The sequence below is a fragment of the Sessilibacter corallicola genome, from assembly GCF_021290925.1.
GTDB lineage: Bacteria > Pseudomonadota > Gammaproteobacteria > Pseudomonadales > Cellvibrionaceae > Sessilibacter > Sessilibacter corallicola.
In genome coordinates, this window is the sequence record NZ_JAJSLX010000003.1 from 97219 (window position 1) to 113322 (window position 16104).

General features: G+C 40.2%; 18 protein-coding genes. 17 read left to right on the forward strand and 1 reads right to left on the reverse strand.

The features are described 5' to 3' along the window. Positions 1–279 precede the first annotated feature (279 nt). Positions 280–2931 carry a pyruvate dehydrogenase (acetyl-transferring), homodimeric type gene (gene aceE / locus LU361_RS14685; protein WP_233089635.1) on the forward strand — a complete coding sequence of 884 codons (2652 nt, stop codon included), beginning with the start codon at positions 280–282 and terminating at the stop codon, positions 2929–2931. 75 nt (positions 2932–3006) lie between these two features. Then, positions 3007–4953, forward strand: a complete 1947-nt coding sequence (gene aceF, locus LU361_RS14690; protein ID WP_233089636.1) for a dihydrolipoyllysine-residue acetyltransferase — start codon at positions 3007–3009, stop codon at positions 4951–4953. Between the two features lie 145 nt (positions 4954–5098). Here aceF and LU361_RS14695 read toward each other — a convergent pair whose 3' ends face one another. Continuing rightward, positions 5099–5794, reverse strand: a complete 696-nt coding sequence (locus LU361_RS14695) for a hypothetical protein (RefSeq protein ID WP_233089637.1) — start codon at positions 5792–5794, stop codon at positions 5099–5101. A gap of 350 nt (positions 5795–6144) precedes the next feature. On the opposite strand from LU361_RS14695, the gene LU361_RS14700 reads away from it, so the two are divergent. The 15 genes from LU361_RS14700 (at position 6145) to LU361_RS14760 (ending at position 16051) form a co-directional block, all read left to right on the forward strand. Further along, on the forward strand, positions 6145–6408 hold the full coding sequence (locus LU361_RS14700; protein WP_233089638.1) for a SymE family type I addiction module toxin: 264 nt from the start codon (positions 6145–6147) through the stop codon (positions 6406–6408). Positions 6409–6770: 362 nt separating this feature from the next. Next, entirely contained in the window at positions 6771–7199 is a 429-nt protein-coding gene (locus tag LU361_RS14705) for a hypothetical protein (protein WP_233089639.1), read from the forward strand. Positions 7200–7317: 118 nt separating this feature from the next. Further along, complete coding sequence (locus LU361_RS14710) at positions 7318–7770, forward strand: hypothetical protein (RefSeq protein WP_233089640.1); 453 nt, start codon at positions 7318–7320, stop codon at positions 7768–7770. A 105-nt stretch (positions 7771–7875) separates the two neighbouring features. Then, entirely contained in the window at positions 7876–8241 is a 366-nt protein-coding gene (locus tag LU361_RS14715; RefSeq protein ID WP_233089641.1) for a hypothetical protein, read from the forward strand. A 630-nt stretch (positions 8242–8871) separates the two neighbouring features. Further along, on the forward strand, positions 8872–9021 hold the full coding sequence (locus tag LU361_RS20465; RefSeq protein ID WP_491572578.1) for a glycine zipper domain-containing protein: 150 nt from the start codon (positions 8872–8874) through the stop codon (positions 9019–9021). A 132-nt stretch (positions 9022–9153) separates the two neighbouring features. Further along, entirely contained in the window at positions 9154–10365 is a 1212-nt protein-coding gene (locus LU361_RS14720; protein ID WP_233089642.1) for a serine hydrolase domain-containing protein, read from the forward strand. Positions 10366–10407: 42 nt separating this feature from the next. Then, a complete protein-coding gene (locus LU361_RS14725) occupies positions 10408–10680 on the forward strand; it encodes a hypothetical protein (RefSeq protein ID WP_233089643.1) in 273 nt (90 codons plus the stop codon). A gap of 548 nt (positions 10681–11228) precedes the next feature. After that, on the forward strand, positions 11229–11477 hold the full coding sequence (locus tag LU361_RS20470; protein ID WP_491572579.1) for a Tse2 family ADP-ribosyltransferase toxin: 249 nt from the start codon (positions 11229–11231) through the stop codon (positions 11475–11477). Between the two features lie 9 nt (positions 11478–11486). After that, positions 11487–11708 (forward strand): hypothetical protein, encoded by a 222-nt coding sequence (locus tag LU361_RS14730; protein ID WP_233089644.1) that lies wholly within the window; start codon positions 11487–11489, stop codon positions 11706–11708. A gap of 891 nt (positions 11709–12599) precedes the next feature. After that, positions 12600–13106, forward strand: coding sequence for a DUF3592 domain-containing protein (locus LU361_RS14735; RefSeq protein WP_233089645.1), 507 nt, complete (start codon positions 12600–12602; stop codon positions 13104–13106). Next, complete coding sequence (locus LU361_RS14740; RefSeq protein WP_233089646.1) at positions 13103–13471, forward strand: hypothetical protein; 369 nt, start codon at positions 13103–13105, stop codon at positions 13469–13471. The genes LU361_RS14735 and LU361_RS14740 overlap by 4 nt, the downstream gene beginning before the upstream one ends. Positions 13472–13598: 127 nt before the next feature. Next, a complete protein-coding gene (locus LU361_RS14745; RefSeq protein ID WP_233089647.1) occupies positions 13599–14063 on the forward strand; it encodes a hypothetical protein in 465 nt (154 codons plus the stop codon). 146 nt (positions 14064–14209) lie between these two features. Beyond that, positions 14210–14806, forward strand: a complete 597-nt coding sequence (locus LU361_RS14750; RefSeq protein ID WP_233089648.1) for a hypothetical protein — start codon at positions 14210–14212, stop codon at positions 14804–14806. Between the two features lie 22 nt (positions 14807–14828). Next, positions 14829–15323 (forward strand): nuclear transport factor 2 family protein, encoded by a 495-nt coding sequence (locus LU361_RS14755; RefSeq protein ID WP_233089649.1) that lies wholly within the window; start codon positions 14829–14831, stop codon positions 15321–15323. A gap of 437 nt (positions 15324–15760) precedes the next feature. Beyond that, complete coding sequence (locus LU361_RS14760; protein ID WP_233089650.1) at positions 15761–16051, forward strand: hypothetical protein; 291 nt, start codon at positions 15761–15763, stop codon at positions 16049–16051. The last annotated feature ends 53 nt before the right edge of the window (positions 16052–16104 follow it).

Genomic DNA, 16104 nt, shown 5'->3' on the forward strand with positions numbered 1-16104 from the left:
ACTTGCAGCACATATGAAAGTCTTTACCTTTATGTAAAAATACTACAAAATAAAACACAGGTAACAATAAAAGCCATACAACCAATAAGCATATCCACTGAACTTTGGGTTCAGTAGGTGTGTTTTTGTTTTTATTATTGGCGACTAATGAGCCTAACCGGCGTGCTATTGCAAAAGAATAACTACGTATCTTGACGCTTCTACCACAAGTAAGCAGAAAGGCACTTTCAAATCACTCATTTCTATCCCAAATGAGGATAATAATAAGGAGACTCTTTGATGCAAGAGGATATCGATGCTCTGGAAACCCGCGAATGGGTTGACTCGCTTCACTCTGTAATTCGTCACGCAGGGCCTGAAAGAGCGGCAGAGCTGCTTCAAGAACTCGCAAAATGCGCAAGCGCTGTAGGTGTTGATTTACCACCTGCCATCACTACCCCCTACCGCAACACCATTCCTACTACCAAAGAAAAACCAATGCCTGGCGATATGTTCATGGAGCGTCGTATTCGCTCGCTGATTCGCTGGAATGCAATGGCCATGGTAATGCGTGCTAACGACAACAACGAAGGCCTCGGTGGTCACATCGCTTCGTTTGCGTCTTCCGCAACTTTGTACGATGTAGGTTACAACTACTTCTTCCGCGGTAACGATGATGGCAACCTTGGTGATTTGATCTACTTCCAGGGCCACGTTGCACCGGGCATGTACGCCCGATCTTATTTAGAAGGTCGTTTCGACGAAGAGCAACTTGATAACTTCCGTCGTGAAGTTGATGGCAATGGTCTTTCTTCTTATCCTCACCCTTGGTTAATGCCTGACTACTGGCAGTTCCCAACCGTATCTATGGGCTTGGGTCCAATCAACGCCATTTATCAAGCGCACGTTATGCGTTACTTGTCTGCACGTGAACTTGTAAAACGTGAAGATCGTAAAGTATGGGCATTCTTGGGCGATGGTGAGTGTGATGAGCCAGAAACTCTAGGTGCAATTTCTCTTGCCGGTCGCGAAGGCCTTGAGAACCTTATTTTTGTTGTTAACTGTAACCTCCAGCGTTTGGACGGCCCAGTTCGTGGTAACGGTAAAATCGTTCAGGAACTTGAAGGCATTTTCCGCGGTGCGGGTTGGAACGTTATCAAAGTTTTGTGGGGCCGCAAATGGGACCCATTGCTAGAAAAAGACGAGAGTGGTCTATTGCAAAAACGCATGGACGAAGTTGTCGATGGCGAAATGCAAAACTTTAAAGCCAATGGCGGTGCTTATACTCGTGAGCATTTCTTCGGCAAATACCCAGAACTTCTCGAATTGGTGAAAGACCTTTCTGACGAAGACATCATGTATTTGAACCGTGGCGGCCACGATCCATATAAAGTTTATGCAGCTTACGCAGAAGCAATGGCGCATAAAGGTCAGCCAACCGTAATTCTTGCTCAAACCGTTAAAGGTTACGGCATGGGTACTTCCGGTGAAGCGATTAACGAAACTCACTCTGTTAAGAAAATTAGCAAAGACGATCTTAAACGCTTCCGCGATCGATTCGGTATTCCACTGACCGATGATCAATTAGATTCTGTTCCTTACTACCGTCCGTCTCCAGACAGCCCTGAAATGCAGTACATGCAAAAGCGTCGTAACGAGCTTAAAGGGCCAATTCCTTCTCGCCGCACCGAATTCCCAGTATTAACCGCACCAAAACTTGATGCCTTTGCTGCACAGTTAAAAGGTACAGGTGAGCGTGAAGTGTCTTCGACAATGGCATTCGTTCGCGTATTGTCTACCTTAGCGAAAGACAAAAATATCGGCGAAAACATTGTTCCAATCGTGCCTGATGAAGCCCGTACCTTTGGTATGGAAGGTATGTTCCGTCAGCTCGGTATTTATTCTTCTGCTGGTCAAAAGTACACCCCGCATGACGCTGGGCAAATCATGTACTACAAAGAAGATAAAAAAGGTCAAATTCTAGAAGAAGGTATCAACGAAGCGGGTGCTATGTCTGCGTGGATTGCTTTGGCAACCTCGTACACCAATAACGCCAAGCCAATGATTCCTTTCTACATCTTCTACTCAATGTTTGGTTTCCAACGCGTTGGCGATCTATGTTGGCTAGCAGGTGATATTCAAGCGCGTGGCTTCCTAATTGGTGCTACCGCAGGTCGTACCACACTGAATGGTGAAGGCTTGCAGCACGAAGATGGTCACAGCTTGATCATGGCAAACACCATTCCTAACTGTAAGAGTTACGACCCATGTTACGCGGGTGAAATGGCTGTCATTATTCAAGACGGTATCAAGCGTATGTACGAAGATCAGGAAAACTGCTTCTACTACGTAACGGCAATGAACGAAAACTACGTTCACCCAGAATTGCCAAAAGGTGCCGAAGAAGACGTCATTAAAGGTATGTACCTTCTTAAGCAAGGCAAGAAGAAAACCGGCAAGAAAGTTCAACTTCTTGGTGGTGGCACCATCTTGCGCGAAGTCGAAGCAGCCGCTGAAATCCTTCGCAACGACTACGACGTAGACGCAGACGTTTGGAGTTTAACCAGTGTGAACGAATTGGCCCGTGAAGGCCAAGCGGTAGATCGCTGGAACTTGATCAATCCAGAAGCCGACAAAAAAGTGCCTTTCGTTACCGAAAAACTGTCTGGCACCAAAGGCCCTGTGATTGCAGCAACGGACTACATCAAAGCGTACGCTGAGCAATTGCGTCCATACATTGATCGCGACTACACCGTATTGGGTACTGATGGTTTCGGCCGCAGTGATACCCGCTCTAAGTTGCGTCGCTTCTTCGAAGTAGACCGTGGCTTTATCGTTGTAGCAGCACTAACTGCACTTGCACGTGACGGCAAGGTTAAACCTGAAGAACTTACCAAAGCCCTAAAAGATTTTGGTATCGATTCAGAAAAACCAAATCCAATGACGTGCTAAACGCCAAGGCGCGCCACTAACCACAAGTTAGGGGCGCAAAATTCCAGAAATTAGCGACAAATTTAAGGAGATACAGTGTCTAGTCAAACAATCACTGTTCCAGATATTGGCGGCGCAGAGGGTGTAGAAGTTATTGAGATTTGCGTAGCTGTCGGCGACACCGTAGAAGCAGAGCAATCTCTTATTGTTATCGAAACTGACAAAGCAACAGTTGACGTACCATGCCCCGCTGCAGGAAAAATTACCGACATCAAATTATCCGTAGGCGATAAAGTTAGCGAAGGCGACGTTATCGGCGAACTGGCTGGCGAAGGTTCGGCAGTAGCTCCAGAACCTGCAGCAGAGCCTGCCCCAGCACCCGTAGCAGAAGCTCCAGCAGCGCCTGCGGCGGCACCTGCTCCGGTTGCAGCAACAACCAGCGCTGGCAATACCGTAGTACCAGAAGGCGTTGAAGACGCCGAAGTGATCGAAGTTTCTATTGCCGTTGGCGATGTAATTGAAGAGGGCGACACCGTTGCCGTTCTTGAAACCGACAAAGCCACCGTTGATGTTCCAGCAACCTCAGGCGGTAAAGTAACTGCTGTTAAAATTTCCGTTGGCGACAAACTTTCATCAGACGATGTTGTTGCTGACCTAGAAGTTTCCGGTGGCGCAGCGCCAGCTGCCGAAGCCGCTCCAGCACCTGCGGCGGCACCCGCGCCTGTAGCGGAAGCGCCGGCAGCACCGGCCGTTAGTGCAGAGCCAGTAGCTTCCGTTTCTACCGTACCTGATGGTGCAGACGACGCCGAAGTTATCGAAGTCCTCGTTGCGGTAGGCGATACCATCAGTGAAGGCGACGATCTTGCGGTACTAGAAACCGACAAGGCCACCGTTGAAGTACCAGCCAACGCTGCCGGTAAAGTAACCGCCGTTAAAATCGCCGTTGGTGACAAACTAAGCTCTGGCGACGTTGTTGTTGAGTTGGAAGGTTCCGCACCTGCGGCCGCCGCTCCAGCACCCGCAGCTGCGCCACAAGCGTCGGCACCGGCACCTGCCGCAGCGCCTGCTAAAGCTGTTCAACCAGCGCCTGAGCACGCTGGTGTTAAAAACGAGTTATTCAGCAAATCAACTGAAGTTTACGCAGGTCCGGCAGTTCGTACTCACGCCCGTGATCTTGGCGTTGACTTGGCCGACGTAAAAGCGACCGGTCCACGCGGACGTATTCTGAAAGAAGACGTTGATAACTACGTTAAAAACCTCGTCAAAACCGCGAAATCTGGCGGTACTGCGAAAGTTACCGATGGTGCTGGTATTCCACCAATGCCAAAACACGACTTCAGCAAATTTGGTGAAGTTGAAACGGTAGCAATGTCGAAAATCCAAAAACTCACCGCAATGAACATGCACCGTAACTGGTTGCACATTCCAGCGGTTACCCAGTTTGACGATGCCGACATCACCGACCTTGAAGCTTTCCGTAAAGGCTTAAAAGCCGAAGCAGAAAAACGCGGTGTTAAATTAACGCCGTTACCATTCCTGCTAAAAGCGTGTGCTGCTGCCTTAAAAGCCGAGAAGAAATTCAACGCATCTTTAGGTAATGATGGCGAATCCGTGGTTTACAAAAAATACGTAAACATCGGTATTGCTGCAGATACCCCAGTAGGTCTTCTTGTTCCAGTCATTAAAGACGTCGACAAAAAAGGTCTTTGGGAACTTGCCGAAGAAGCCAATGCGTTAATCAAAAAAGCGCGTGATGGCAAACTTTCACCAAGCGATATGCAAGGTGGCTGCTTTACCATTTCAAGCCTTGGCGCCATGGGCGGAACCGGATTCACCCCAATCGTAAATGCTCCAGAAGTTGCGATTTTAGGTGTTTCCAAAGCGCAAATGAAACCTATCTGGAACGGCAAAGAATTCGAGCCACGTAACATGTTGCCATTAGCATTAAGTTACGATCACCGTGTGATTAACGGTGCAGACTGCGGTAAATTCTTTACCTACCTAGTTAGCGTAATTTCCGACGTAAGACGTTTATTGCTCTGATGGTTAAAGTAGTAAACTTTCAACGTTGATACAAAAAAGCCGCAGTTTATACTGCGGCTTTTTTTGCTTTTAATCATTTAAAAACTGATATAAAAAGTACCGTGATATTTACCTTTAATGACTAGAAACCTAATTAGTCATACAGCTATTCAGGGCAAAAAAACGCATTCCGAATCGATTCCCACTGAGACAAATGATTAACAGTATATTCAATACTGTGATTTGTATCTCCAGTTGATAATGGTGTTGCTACAGTCATAGAGTTTTGCGAACTTTCTATTACTTCTGATTCATCCAAAAACCTAAGAAATGCCCACGGCCCAGAATAAAAACGCTCGTTTTCATCATTGCTATTTGATTTTGCAACTAGAGAAATCGAAGCTCCGTCAAGAGGGAGTTCCACATTGTAAAGTAATCTAGGGCCAGTTATTTGAGGGCCCACATTTCCATTAAACTTTAAGGAGATGTATTGATAGCCTTCGGGTGACTGTTTTGTCTTTATTGATACTTGTCTTTTAGCTGAGGTAGAGCCGTTAGAATAAAAATAATTTTGTATCGCTTTAACCGCAGATAAATGGGAATTGTAGGTTTTGGCGAATTTCTCATGAGAAGAGAGTTGGGTTGTCAAAATTCCTATTTGCGGAGCAAAGTAACGATTAAATTCCGTAATAGATATGTCTTTTTTTGATTCTTTATTGAAAGGATAGAGGCTTTGTAGCCTTTCGCATTGCCGACGGTAGTTATTGTCGAACACTTCAGCATTATTTACAGGTTTTTCAATAATTGAACTGCAAGAGCTGATCAGAAAAGTAAGCGTTGCTAACGCTAGTTTAGAGTGCATGCGGTTTCTTACCTGTAAGTCAAAAGTGGTAGATTTTCAGCCATTAAATTCTTCCTTTTTATCTTTATTCTTTGATGTGTCGCTTGAAAATATTTTCAATCATTAAGTTTTATATTGTCGTTTCTTAATTAATATTTCTATTTTATTTGGATTAACATCTGAATTAATAGAATTTATCGGTTGTATTTTGTTGGTATTTCAGGCTGAATGTGAGGGTTATTTAATTTTAAATAAGGTTTGTTTTATTGTAATTATTTAGTACTAAAAGTATTAATTTTAAAAAGTCGCTACTTCCAGGTGTTGCAGCACCCAGAAGCAGCTAACCACAACTGATAAAGAGAGTATCAATCATGGCTAAACGTAATGGTACGCCAGAGCACCGCTCGGCCCAAGAAAAATCTTCCAAAATCCGCAAACTTAAGGTTCGAAAGAGCTTTTACCCCTACATACCCGGCGATCCCTACGCCAATCGGTACAAAGGTTACCCAACCGTCCCCTTAATACAGCTCAAAGGCTATTGGCTCAACAAGGCCGATTTTACCATAGACACCGAACTCGATGTTCATGTAAAAGACGGCTGCATTACCATAAAAATAAAAGAACCCACGCAGTAACTACTGAAAAATCCTAAATACCGGTGTTTCATCAAACCAGTATTTACGACAAAGAAAGTGTATTGGGTTATAAAATATTTTTTAATTAAAAAATTTAATTTCTATATTAAATAAGTAATGAGAATAGTTTGTAATTGGTTGTGTTGATGCTTGCGATAAACGCAGAAAAGATAAAATATAAATCTATAGATTATAGAAAATAAAATATTTTATGGAGAATTTTTATAACCAGAAAAAATAAAAATGATTTCTGTGCCAAGTTAATTAAATCGTTGACTGGGTGATTTATTCAGGATAGTTTTGGTTGAAATTTAATCGAAGCTTGCGGCGCTGCGACGGTATATTTTGGGAGATGCGTCGTTATGACAGATATTAAGTTGTTACATTTCAAAGGATGGATCATGGAAATAATCAGATGGCTTTTAGGGGTAGCAGTAGCCTCGTTTATTGCAGGAGCTGGTGCTCTGACTTATTTAAATAAGCATGTAGATTCCAGAATAGAGTTACAGCTAGAAGAAAAAGGGGTGGACCTTCTGGAATCAAGAATTAAAGACCTTGAAAGTAAGGAAATATCAGTATCATTTTCCGAACACTTATACGGCGTTGAGAATAGGCCCCATCAGTTGGGGAAAAATAAGTTCTGTGCGCTATCAGAATCGACCACTGTCCATGCTAGTCAAGCTTGTGGCTGCGTCATCGAACAAAACTCTTCTGGCTGGTCTTTAAGAATCAATGCTGATCAAGATTTTAAAAATTCATTATGTAGCTGTAAAGCTGTTTGCTTTAACTAAAATGTAACAAGGCCAACCATGAGAGCTTGGTAAAGTAGTCACCTTTTCCGCTTGCGCGAAGAAAGTCGCCTACTTTACCAATCCAATGTTGGCTGCGTTAGGTAAAAAAGGGGGGGCTATGTCTGTCGAAACAAGGGCGGCAATTATTGGTGCTGTTATCGGAGCCTTAATATCTGGGGTAATTAGTGTTTGGTCAGTGAAGAGAATGGAGGTAATTGAAGATCAAAATCGCATGTTTCAAGAGCGTATAGAGGAAAGTTCACTGTCCCGTACACTTGGAGCCAGTAGAGCTGGGTTGTTATCGAGTGTTGCAATAGAAATACTAAGAAAATACGGTGATGTCACCTCAGTAATAAGCATGAGTTCTGTGGAGTGGTATCAGTTAAATTCCTATCAGAACATGCTAGAAATATTAGGGGCAGATGAAGCCAAAGAGAAGTTGGCTCATCTTTATAAAAAAACTGATAGAAAAAATATTGCACCAGGCCAGCCAGGCAGAGACGATTACTATGAAGACCTTGAGGCTCTTACTCAAGCACTAAGAAAAGCCGTTGATAGTGCATATGAATAACTCAGTTACCTAACAAGCGACTGTGGTATCAATACACAATAACGTTATCTGCAGTATTTGCCGTTGAGCAAGGTGTTATGCATCAAGTATATAAGGAGAGCGTGTATGTTTGAAGAGTTGGTAAAAGCGTTAAGTAACTTTGAAACCATTTTTGTAGCGGCGGGAATTGCCTTCCTGTTGTTATCTCTCTGCGACCAAATAAAAATAAAGAATGTAGAGTTGTTTATAAATGGTACTAAGGCATTTGTAGCATTTATTATCGGGGTTCTATTCGTGGCCGGAAGTATTTCTGTGGCCATAAGTTCACCTATTACTAAATACTTCGAAGTAAATATATCTATAGATCCTTACAAAGATTTCCATGATACTAGCTCGGTTGTTACAGATTTTTGTGGATCAAAAGGCTATAAAACAGGGATGTGGAATGGTAAAGGTTCTGGACCTACTTTTGGTGTAATTTGTATAAAGTAAAATGCATAACAAGGGTAGGCAAATAGCCCGCAAAAAAACGTGGGCTGGATGGATTTGCTAGCACTCACCTTGGCCGCCAGCGTGATATTTACGAAAAATGAAGCTATTCAGCGTAAACGAAACTAACCAAAACAAAGGTACCTTCCTAGGGGAAGAAATTTTTCTTCATGGAGTACTCAAATATAATTCTGAAAATGTATTGATTGAACATTGTCCAAAATCGGAAAGAGCTAATGCTTTTAATCCAGAAGTTTGGTTGCATACTGATAATAGTCCATTTAATTTCGATTTTGAAGTTTTTAAAAGAAAAAAGGTAAAAGAGTAGTGGTTTTAGGTATGATCGAGCCCAATAATACAATGTTTTCACAAGACCTAGGTCTTTGGTGGCATACGCATTTTATGTAAACGCTTTAACTACATATAAAAGTGGCAAGTGGAATATAATTCTGAAATATAACAAGCAAATAAAGGGCTTAAAACTGCGGGCTCTTTTCGCTTCGCTCAAGTTTAGCCCACAATTTTAAGCCTTTTATTTGGGCGTTGTCTGGTAATGAATAAATCATCTTTATTGTTTAATCGACGAAGAGAAATATTTATGAAAGTATTTACAAATTTTTCTCAAAAAACAAAATGGCTGTGGGTATAGCTGTAGGAGCAGCAGTCGGTGCTGGGTTCGGGGCTGCTACTGGTAATATGAGCCAAGCGATAGGTTTTGGTGTTGCAATAGGAGTTGTCTTGGGAGCCGTTTGGTCAAAACAATCGAAAACTGTTGCCAAATAGTTAGTATTATCACCGAGAAGCTGTTCTCGTTATAAATACCATAAAATTTGCTGTTTGATAAAAGTATTGTTTTATTGGCGGTACAACAGCCAACAAATGTAACCATCATGTCTTTGATCTAATCACGCTACAATGAATGTATTTTGTTCTCTAATAGCCTTTTTAATTTTATCTTTATGCAGTAATTCTGTTTTAGCTATTAACAATGATGTTCAAGATTTAGAGCAACTATTAAAACAGCTAGTTAACGAGCAAAGAGAATCCAATAACCTAGTTGGCCTTGGTGCAGTTGTTATTCAGAATGGTAAAGTTATCGGCCCGTTGGTGAGTGGTGAGCGGAAAAAGGGCAGCCAAGTTCTTTTGACCGATAACGATAAATGGCATATTAGCTCTATTACAAAATCCTTTACGGCTACAATGATTGCTCGCTTAGTTGAGAAGGGCGAACTAAGTTGGAATACCACGATAAAAGAAGCTTTTTCTGAGGTTGATGGATTAAATCCTGGATGGAATAGCGTCACATTGGATCATCTGTTAACACACACGTCTGGTGCGCGACGCGATATCCCTTTCTTTGATAACTTCAAAAAAACTGCTGATGGCTTAGAACGCATGATGGCAAGAGAAAAGGTTGTCATTAAGATATTGAAAAAGAAACCTAAGATTACGCCAGGCGACGCCTTCAAATATTCAAATGCCGGATACATTATCGCTGGTGTTATGGCTGAAAAGAAAACGGGCATGCCTTGGGAAGAACTGATGAGGCAAGAAGTTTTCGCTCCGCTGCAATTGCAAAGTGCTGGTTTTGGTTCACCTCAAGATGGGGAAGAAAAATTAAGTCAACCTTGGGGACATTGGAATAAGAATTGGCTTAGTACGATACTCGGTATGAAAGCGAGTAATATTGGTAAGAAAGTAGGTACTCAAAGTGACATCACGCCAATCGCTGGACCTGCAGGTATCATACATTTATCACTGAAAGACTTAGCGTTATATGCCAATGAACACCTTCAAGGAGAGCAAGGTCGAGGGTCATTGCTTAAAACGGAAACATTTCAACGTTTACATCATCCCTCCAAGAATAATTATGCTTATGGCTGGTATACAGACCCACAACAAAAATTGGGTTGGGGTACTGTATATAGACACACTGGCTCGAATGACCGGTGGGAGGCTTCACTGGTCATTTTACCCGACATCAACACTGCCATTGCAGTCACTTCCAATGAATCCTACGATATTACGATACAGAGTGTGCAGGAAATAATTAATCAATTGGTTCAACCGTTGACTGAATCATATAACCAGTCAATACAGTTAACCGCCAAAGTATCATCTCACTGAGGTGCTATACACTAATTTAACCAATCAAATTTTGGAGCAATTGTGAAAAAAGTAATATTTGGCTTATTTTTAGTTGTAGTGGTTGGTGGGTATTTAATAAGTTTAAAACCCACAGAACTAGAGCGTTTACCAAATTTTTATGCGTTAAGTAAGGAGGCTATCTTAATTAATTCTGAAGAGATGAAAGTCAAATGTAACTACCACGTTTTCCTTTTCGGTTGGATTGATGAGATCGAAGAAGAGAAAAATTTTCAAGAATGTATCAATAAACATGAAAAAAATGTCTATAAGATTGTTGAAAGCTCTGGTGCCTGATTTCTAATTTAAACCGTGAAAAATAGTTATTTACCATTAAACACTCCCTCAGAATTTTTATAATTCAATATTCATCCAGCTCTCTGATTAATCTGTTGAGCGATGTGGTTACACTTGTGTTAAGTGACCGTAGTCATGCTTTGATTCTAAGGCTAATATTGCTAATCAAACCACTTGTGTTTTCGCTCAGTCTTCACTCTTAAGAATGATAGTGTGTTGCTAGGTAAAAAGTGATACGACTATGTTCTTCAATTGATTGATATTGAGATACCCTAACTTATTAGTTCTTATATTTTACAAAGTTAACTAGAAAATTTTATTCTGCGCACAGTATTTGATGCCAGTTTAGCAGCAAAATATTCTAAGCAAATCTCCATTAATAAAATCATTAGATTTATTTGAGTATATAGAGGATGTGCAATTGATAAGGCCTGAATTTTTATATTGAAGAAGCTAATTTTATTTTGTTAGATTTATATAGATTTGGAAATTCTTCAAATTCTAGACTCGATCATGTAAGAGCATTCAAAGATGTCGCGGTAAAAAAGGTGAATGGAATCGAATTGGTGATTGCAAATGGAAATGGTGTTTCACTTTCTACTACGTTTGATTCTACAAAGAAAAATACGTGGAAGCTTGAAAGGAATACTCCAATACCCCAGGGACTTCGGCTTGTTAAGGATTTACGTCCGGGCAGGGGTGATCACTATATGATTGCGCCCGACGCGAATATGCCATTTACGAAATATCTTGGATTACTGCAAGAACTTGCAGTATATTGCAAAAAAGTAAGTTGAGGTGTAACTATGAATAATACAGATAGTCTGTCTATTCCAATGACTATGGGTGATTGGGTATTGATAATGGAGTCAGTTTCTTCAAGGTTAAAAGAAATCGATTCTATAGACACTGATTCAACTGATGATGATGTTATGGCCGATCTCTATACTGATCAGCAAAATCTCAAAGGCCTTCTGGGGTATATAAAAATTGAATTTAAAAAAGAATATGGGGCTCTTCCTGAATAAAGCTGACTAGAAACTCCATTTGCTGCAAAGTAGAGTGATTTTTAATCCACGGGACAATAACGCAATTTAGCTCAGATCTGCAGGTAAGAAACTAGGTAAAATTATTGTCCTAATAGTGATATACACTTCTCACAGGTAGTCTAGAATTCAGTAATTAAAATTACTGGGTTCTTAGTGCCTCACTTCTGATTTTCTTAACGGTGTATTTACTCTCAATGCTTCGACTAATACGACATACAATATTACAGCTGCTATTTATTGGTTTGTGGGTAGCGATGGTGTATTGGCAGCTTAAGAATGGAAATACATTTATTGCTGTTGTAGTAGTACTGCTAGTCGTAACGATTTTTCTTATAAACGTCTTTCCTCAGAGTAGGTTAGGGCATTTCGCAGTAACCCATGAGTTGGCGTTAGCCCCATTAGATGACGAAACACCTCGTCAATATCAACTCCGGCTTGCTAAATGGTGGGTGCTCGGGAGTGTAGCGCTGCCTTTGGGTCACGGTGTAAATGTGATATTCAATGGTTGCAATGAAGTTGCTTTCCTACTCAGTTTTGTTGGTTATATTTTCGGGATTGCATGTGCTTTGAAGCTTATCGGTTGTCTAATCCGCGCCGCTAGGTTATAAATTTCCACCAGTTATCAAGGTTAATCAGAATTGCTAGTAATCTGGCTAAACTAAAGTGTTATTGCGTTCTTTGTGGCGTAATTAGAAAGTTAATGGTCTGTAAGTTTATACGAAGGTTTATGAGTTAGATAGGTGTGGTGAATTCGGTCAAGTCTTTATTGATGATGGAGGGTTTAGTATTGAAATTTACTCACAACAGTCCGGCTAAACTGGCTTTAATACGTTACGCTTCTTCCAGTCAATTATTGGAATTTCACGAATCATGGAACTAATCGCGTATTTCCAAGAAATGTGGCACCTTGCAATGAACCGCAATGCGCAAGGGGTCTTTTTCTGGTTTTCTCTATACATTTTTGTTGTTGGCGTCTATTCGGTGATATTTCAAGTTCGAACCAGGTGTTGGCCTTTCACTTATGGAGATTTGGCCGAGTTGAGTTTGGGTAAGTTTGATGTGCCAGCTGCTAGTTCTGATCGAAGCTATATGACTGAGGCGTTATATCATTACAACGTGTCTGGTGTTAACTATAGCGGTACGAGAGTTTCACCCTGGGTGATAATGTTAAGCTATAATTTACGGTTTATTTTAAAAAAGCAAATGTCTTATGTTCAGTATTCTGGCGATGGAAAAGTCAAAGTTTTTTATAATCCGAGTAACCCAAAAAAGAGCTTTCTAATTATTGCAGGCAAAGTGGGTATTTTTATTACTTTCTTACTGAGCATACTTCCGTTTGTATTATTTTATTGTGAGTACTACGTATATAGAGCATGAAAAATTTTAGTATTATTTTAAATTCAATTGTTATTATATTTTCAATCTATGGGTTTTTAACTCTTGGAAATCTAACGGTTGCGTGTACAGCGTTTATTTTCTTGGGTGGTATTGCTGTTAGCGTCAGTCGTCAAAAGAAATCTCTGGTTTGGGCGGTTTTAATTGGAAATTTAATGTTGTTTATTTTAGGTGCAATTTTAGCTGTTGCTCTTGCTCTCGGGTTACTCGCTCCACAGGGTGCTCAAGCAGTATTATGGGGGTCGGTTGTTCTACTTTTGTATGTACTACCAAGTTTGCTGAATTTGTTTTTTATTAAAATTCGGTATTTTCCAGCCTTAAGGCATGAACCAAACGATGCTAGTTAACCACCAACAATGCTGCAACGGTTTAAGTTACTATTATACTGGTTGTTTGCAGTTATCCGTTAAGTTAGGTTTTAAATTAATTGATGAGTGGCGTCTTGTATTCACCTAACGTTGTCAGGCAAGTTTGATGAAGATTCAGCATCTTGAGAGTGGAAACCTAATAGTTTCGAAGAATTCTCGATTCTTTTTTGTTCTTCTGGGGTTTGCCGCGTTTCTATTTATAGCTAAAGATGCGTTTTGGTGGGTATTTACGGAAGAAAATGTCTCAGGTAGTCGAATTCTCGCTGCTTTATTGATTGTATTAACTGTTCTGTTTTTTTGCAGAGTGTGGTCACTTAGCAGTAGGTTCGAATTTAATAGCTCAGAAAAAGTGCTTAAATACCGTATACAGTATCCTTTGAATAATAAAGAAGGTGTTATTCCTATCAGCCAGATTCGAAAAGCGATAGTTGAAACCGATAGCGACAATGAATCAAGAATTATAATTCAATGTGAAGGTAAAGAAATTCCCATGTCAGCTACAGTGCAACGTTCAGAAAAGCATAATGTGATATGCGATGAAATTAATGAGTGGTTGAGAGAAAATACTTAGTCAAATAGTAGATTGTTATTTTTTGAACGTAAACATGTATAAAATCTGTCGCTTAATCTGATTATTGCTGGTGTTGTGCTACTGTCTTAAAACAAAAGTATGCTCAATAAGGATGATTAGAAAGTTATATAGGGAAAAAATTATTAATGAGTGAAAATTCTACAATAGTTTGCGTAACAGGCATAATCAACAATAATATCCAGATGGCTGCAAAATTAATTTCTGATTTTCAGGAATTAAAATTGATCACTCATGAACTTAGTGATTGTGTGTTGGGTGGGTTAGGGTATGGTAGATTGGATAACTACCATACTGTTGTTTACAACCCTGATGAAACTGAGCATCTTTCCTTGAATGGTGTTCGAATATTGCTCAATCCTTCATGTTACTGTTCAATGGAGCTGAACCCAGAATTAATCGTAAGGTGTCCTGAATGCAATCAGGATCAATTGGGAGAAATATCGGTAGCGGAGTATTACATGGAAAGTTTATCAAAAGAGAAGCTTAAGGTATTTGAAGGCGTTAGATCGGCCCTTGATCGGTACAACGGTTGTCCTAGAAATCTAACATGCAGTCACTGTGGATCTAGAAACGATATTACACAATATGGGTATGAAGGTAATCTTTGCTTCTCAAACCTTGCATTGGAATTCTTTAATTGGGGTGAACTATCTCAAGATTTTTTGGAATCAATAGAAGCCCGTGTAGGAAAAAGAATTTGTAAATTTACTGTGCACTATTAGTCGCATAAAAATGTAGGTATTTATGAATAGTAAACAAAGAACAATTAAATTTTTATTCTTATGGGCGTTTACATCTATATTTGTCGGTAAACTTAATGCCCAAGAAAGTACAAGAACCGCTTTGGAAGATGCTAACCTAAAGAAAGCTCTATACTGCATGGAGATCCTTGAAAACAGACCTGATCTTGAATCTGAACACCGAATCAATATTCTACGCAATGAATGTTATAGCGAGAATTTTATCGAGCATGCGCCAAATATAGAAGATGGGCGAGAAGCTTTATTGAGTTTATTTGCAAAGCGGTATGAGAAGTATCCAGAACTTTCAATGTCTGTTAAACGAACGGCTTCGGATGGTGATCTTGTTTGGATCCATTTGCATGTTAAACACACACCGGATTCTCTGGGTGGCGCTGGTATCCATATCTTCAGAATGAAGGAAGGGAAAATAGTTGAGCATTGGGGGGTTGGTCAGCCAGTTCCAAAAGAGTCTAAAAACAATAATACTATGTTTTAGATTTTTAATAAATTATTATTCAATGCGCGTAATTGTACGCATGATCGATATTCGGAGGTTCTGTGTTAAACGATTTACACGATTATAAAGCGGGAGAGCTTCAAAGTACGCAATTTGACAAACCTTGTCAGAAGTGCGGAACAATAATAGCGTTTTCAAAAGGTATAAAAGATTGCCCAAGGTGTACCGATCTAACAAACGAAGAATTGATTGCTTTGCACAAGCAGCAGGCGGAAGAATTCTACTCTAGACGCTCTCTAGGGTTTTGGTTCCTAGCAATTTGTATTATTTTGATAGTGTTACTATTTTTTGTATTACCATAGGCGGTTAGTATTGAGTCTATAGTAATTTATCTACCATTTAGGTTGGGTATTTCCAGAAATGGCGATGGAAAGTCGTCGGTTTGCTTTAGTCGAGGTTATTGAAAGAGTAAATATATGCCGCATTTAAAAGATGGTAGTGACTATCAAATGAATCGCTATATCGTTGGGGATGAGTCGGGTTTAAAAAATTTAATCAAAGCCTGTGAGATAGCTATCGAAAAGGGAGAGTGTATAAATTTAGATCTTGATGGTTTTGAAGGTGTTGCTAAGTATGATGCTAAGTTTTTAAAGGATAATCAGGAATCTCAATCAACACCATTTATTCTTGGTGCTTTATCTGTAATTTTGATGTTTATTTTATTTCTTGTATTACTGGGTTTTATCAATTTTTTAGCGTGGTTTTAATTGGAAAATAACCATGAAAAAGCACACAGAAGCGAATTTTTGAAGTTGGTTAA

Coding starts and splice junctions, on each gene's coding strand:
- aceE (WP_233089635.1), top strand. CDS start 280: ATGCAAGAGGATATCGATGCTCTGGAAACCCGCGAATGGGTTGACTCG.
- LU361_RS14695 (WP_233089637.1), bottom strand. CDS start 5,794: ATGCACTCTAAACTAGCGTTAGCAACGCTTACTTTTCTGATCAGCTCT.
- LU361_RS14700 (WP_233089638.1), top strand. CDS start 6,145: ATGGCTAAACGTAATGGTACGCCAGAGCACCGCTCGGCCCAAGAAAAA.
- LU361_RS14705 (WP_233089639.1), top strand. CDS start 6,771: ATGACAGATATTAAGTTGTTACATTTCAAAGGATGGATCATGGAAATA.
- LU361_RS14710 (WP_233089640.1), top strand. CDS start 7,318: ATGTCTGTCGAAACAAGGGCGGCAATTATTGGTGCTGTTATCGGAGCC.
- LU361_RS14715 (WP_233089641.1), top strand. CDS start 7,876: ATGTTTGAAGAGTTGGTAAAAGCGTTAAGTAACTTTGAAACCATTTTT.
- LU361_RS20465 (WP_491572578.1), top strand. CDS start 8,872: ATGGCTGTGGGTATAGCTGTAGGAGCAGCAGTCGGTGCTGGGTTCGGG.
- LU361_RS14720 (WP_233089642.1), top strand. CDS start 9,154: ATGAATGTATTTTGTTCTCTAATAGCCTTTTTAATTTTATCTTTATGC.
- LU361_RS14730 (WP_233089644.1), top strand. CDS start 11,487: ATGAATAATACAGATAGTCTGTCTATTCCAATGACTATGGGTGATTGG.
- LU361_RS14735 (WP_233089645.1), top strand. CDS start 12,600: ATGGAACTAATCGCGTATTTCCAAGAAATGTGGCACCTTGCAATGAAC.
- LU361_RS14740 (WP_233089646.1), top strand. CDS start 13,103: ATGAAAAATTTTAGTATTATTTTAAATTCAATTGTTATTATATTTTCA.
- LU361_RS14745 (WP_233089647.1), top strand. CDS start 13,599: ATGAAGATTCAGCATCTTGAGAGTGGAAACCTAATAGTTTCGAAGAAT.
- LU361_RS14750 (WP_233089648.1), top strand. CDS start 14,210: ATGAGTGAAAATTCTACAATAGTTTGCGTAACAGGCATAATCAACAAT.
- LU361_RS14755 (WP_233089649.1), top strand. CDS start 14,829: ATGAATAGTAAACAAAGAACAATTAAATTTTTATTCTTATGGGCGTTT.
- LU361_RS14760 (WP_233089650.1), top strand. CDS start 15,761: ATGCCGCATTTAAAAGATGGTAGTGACTATCAAATGAATCGCTATATC.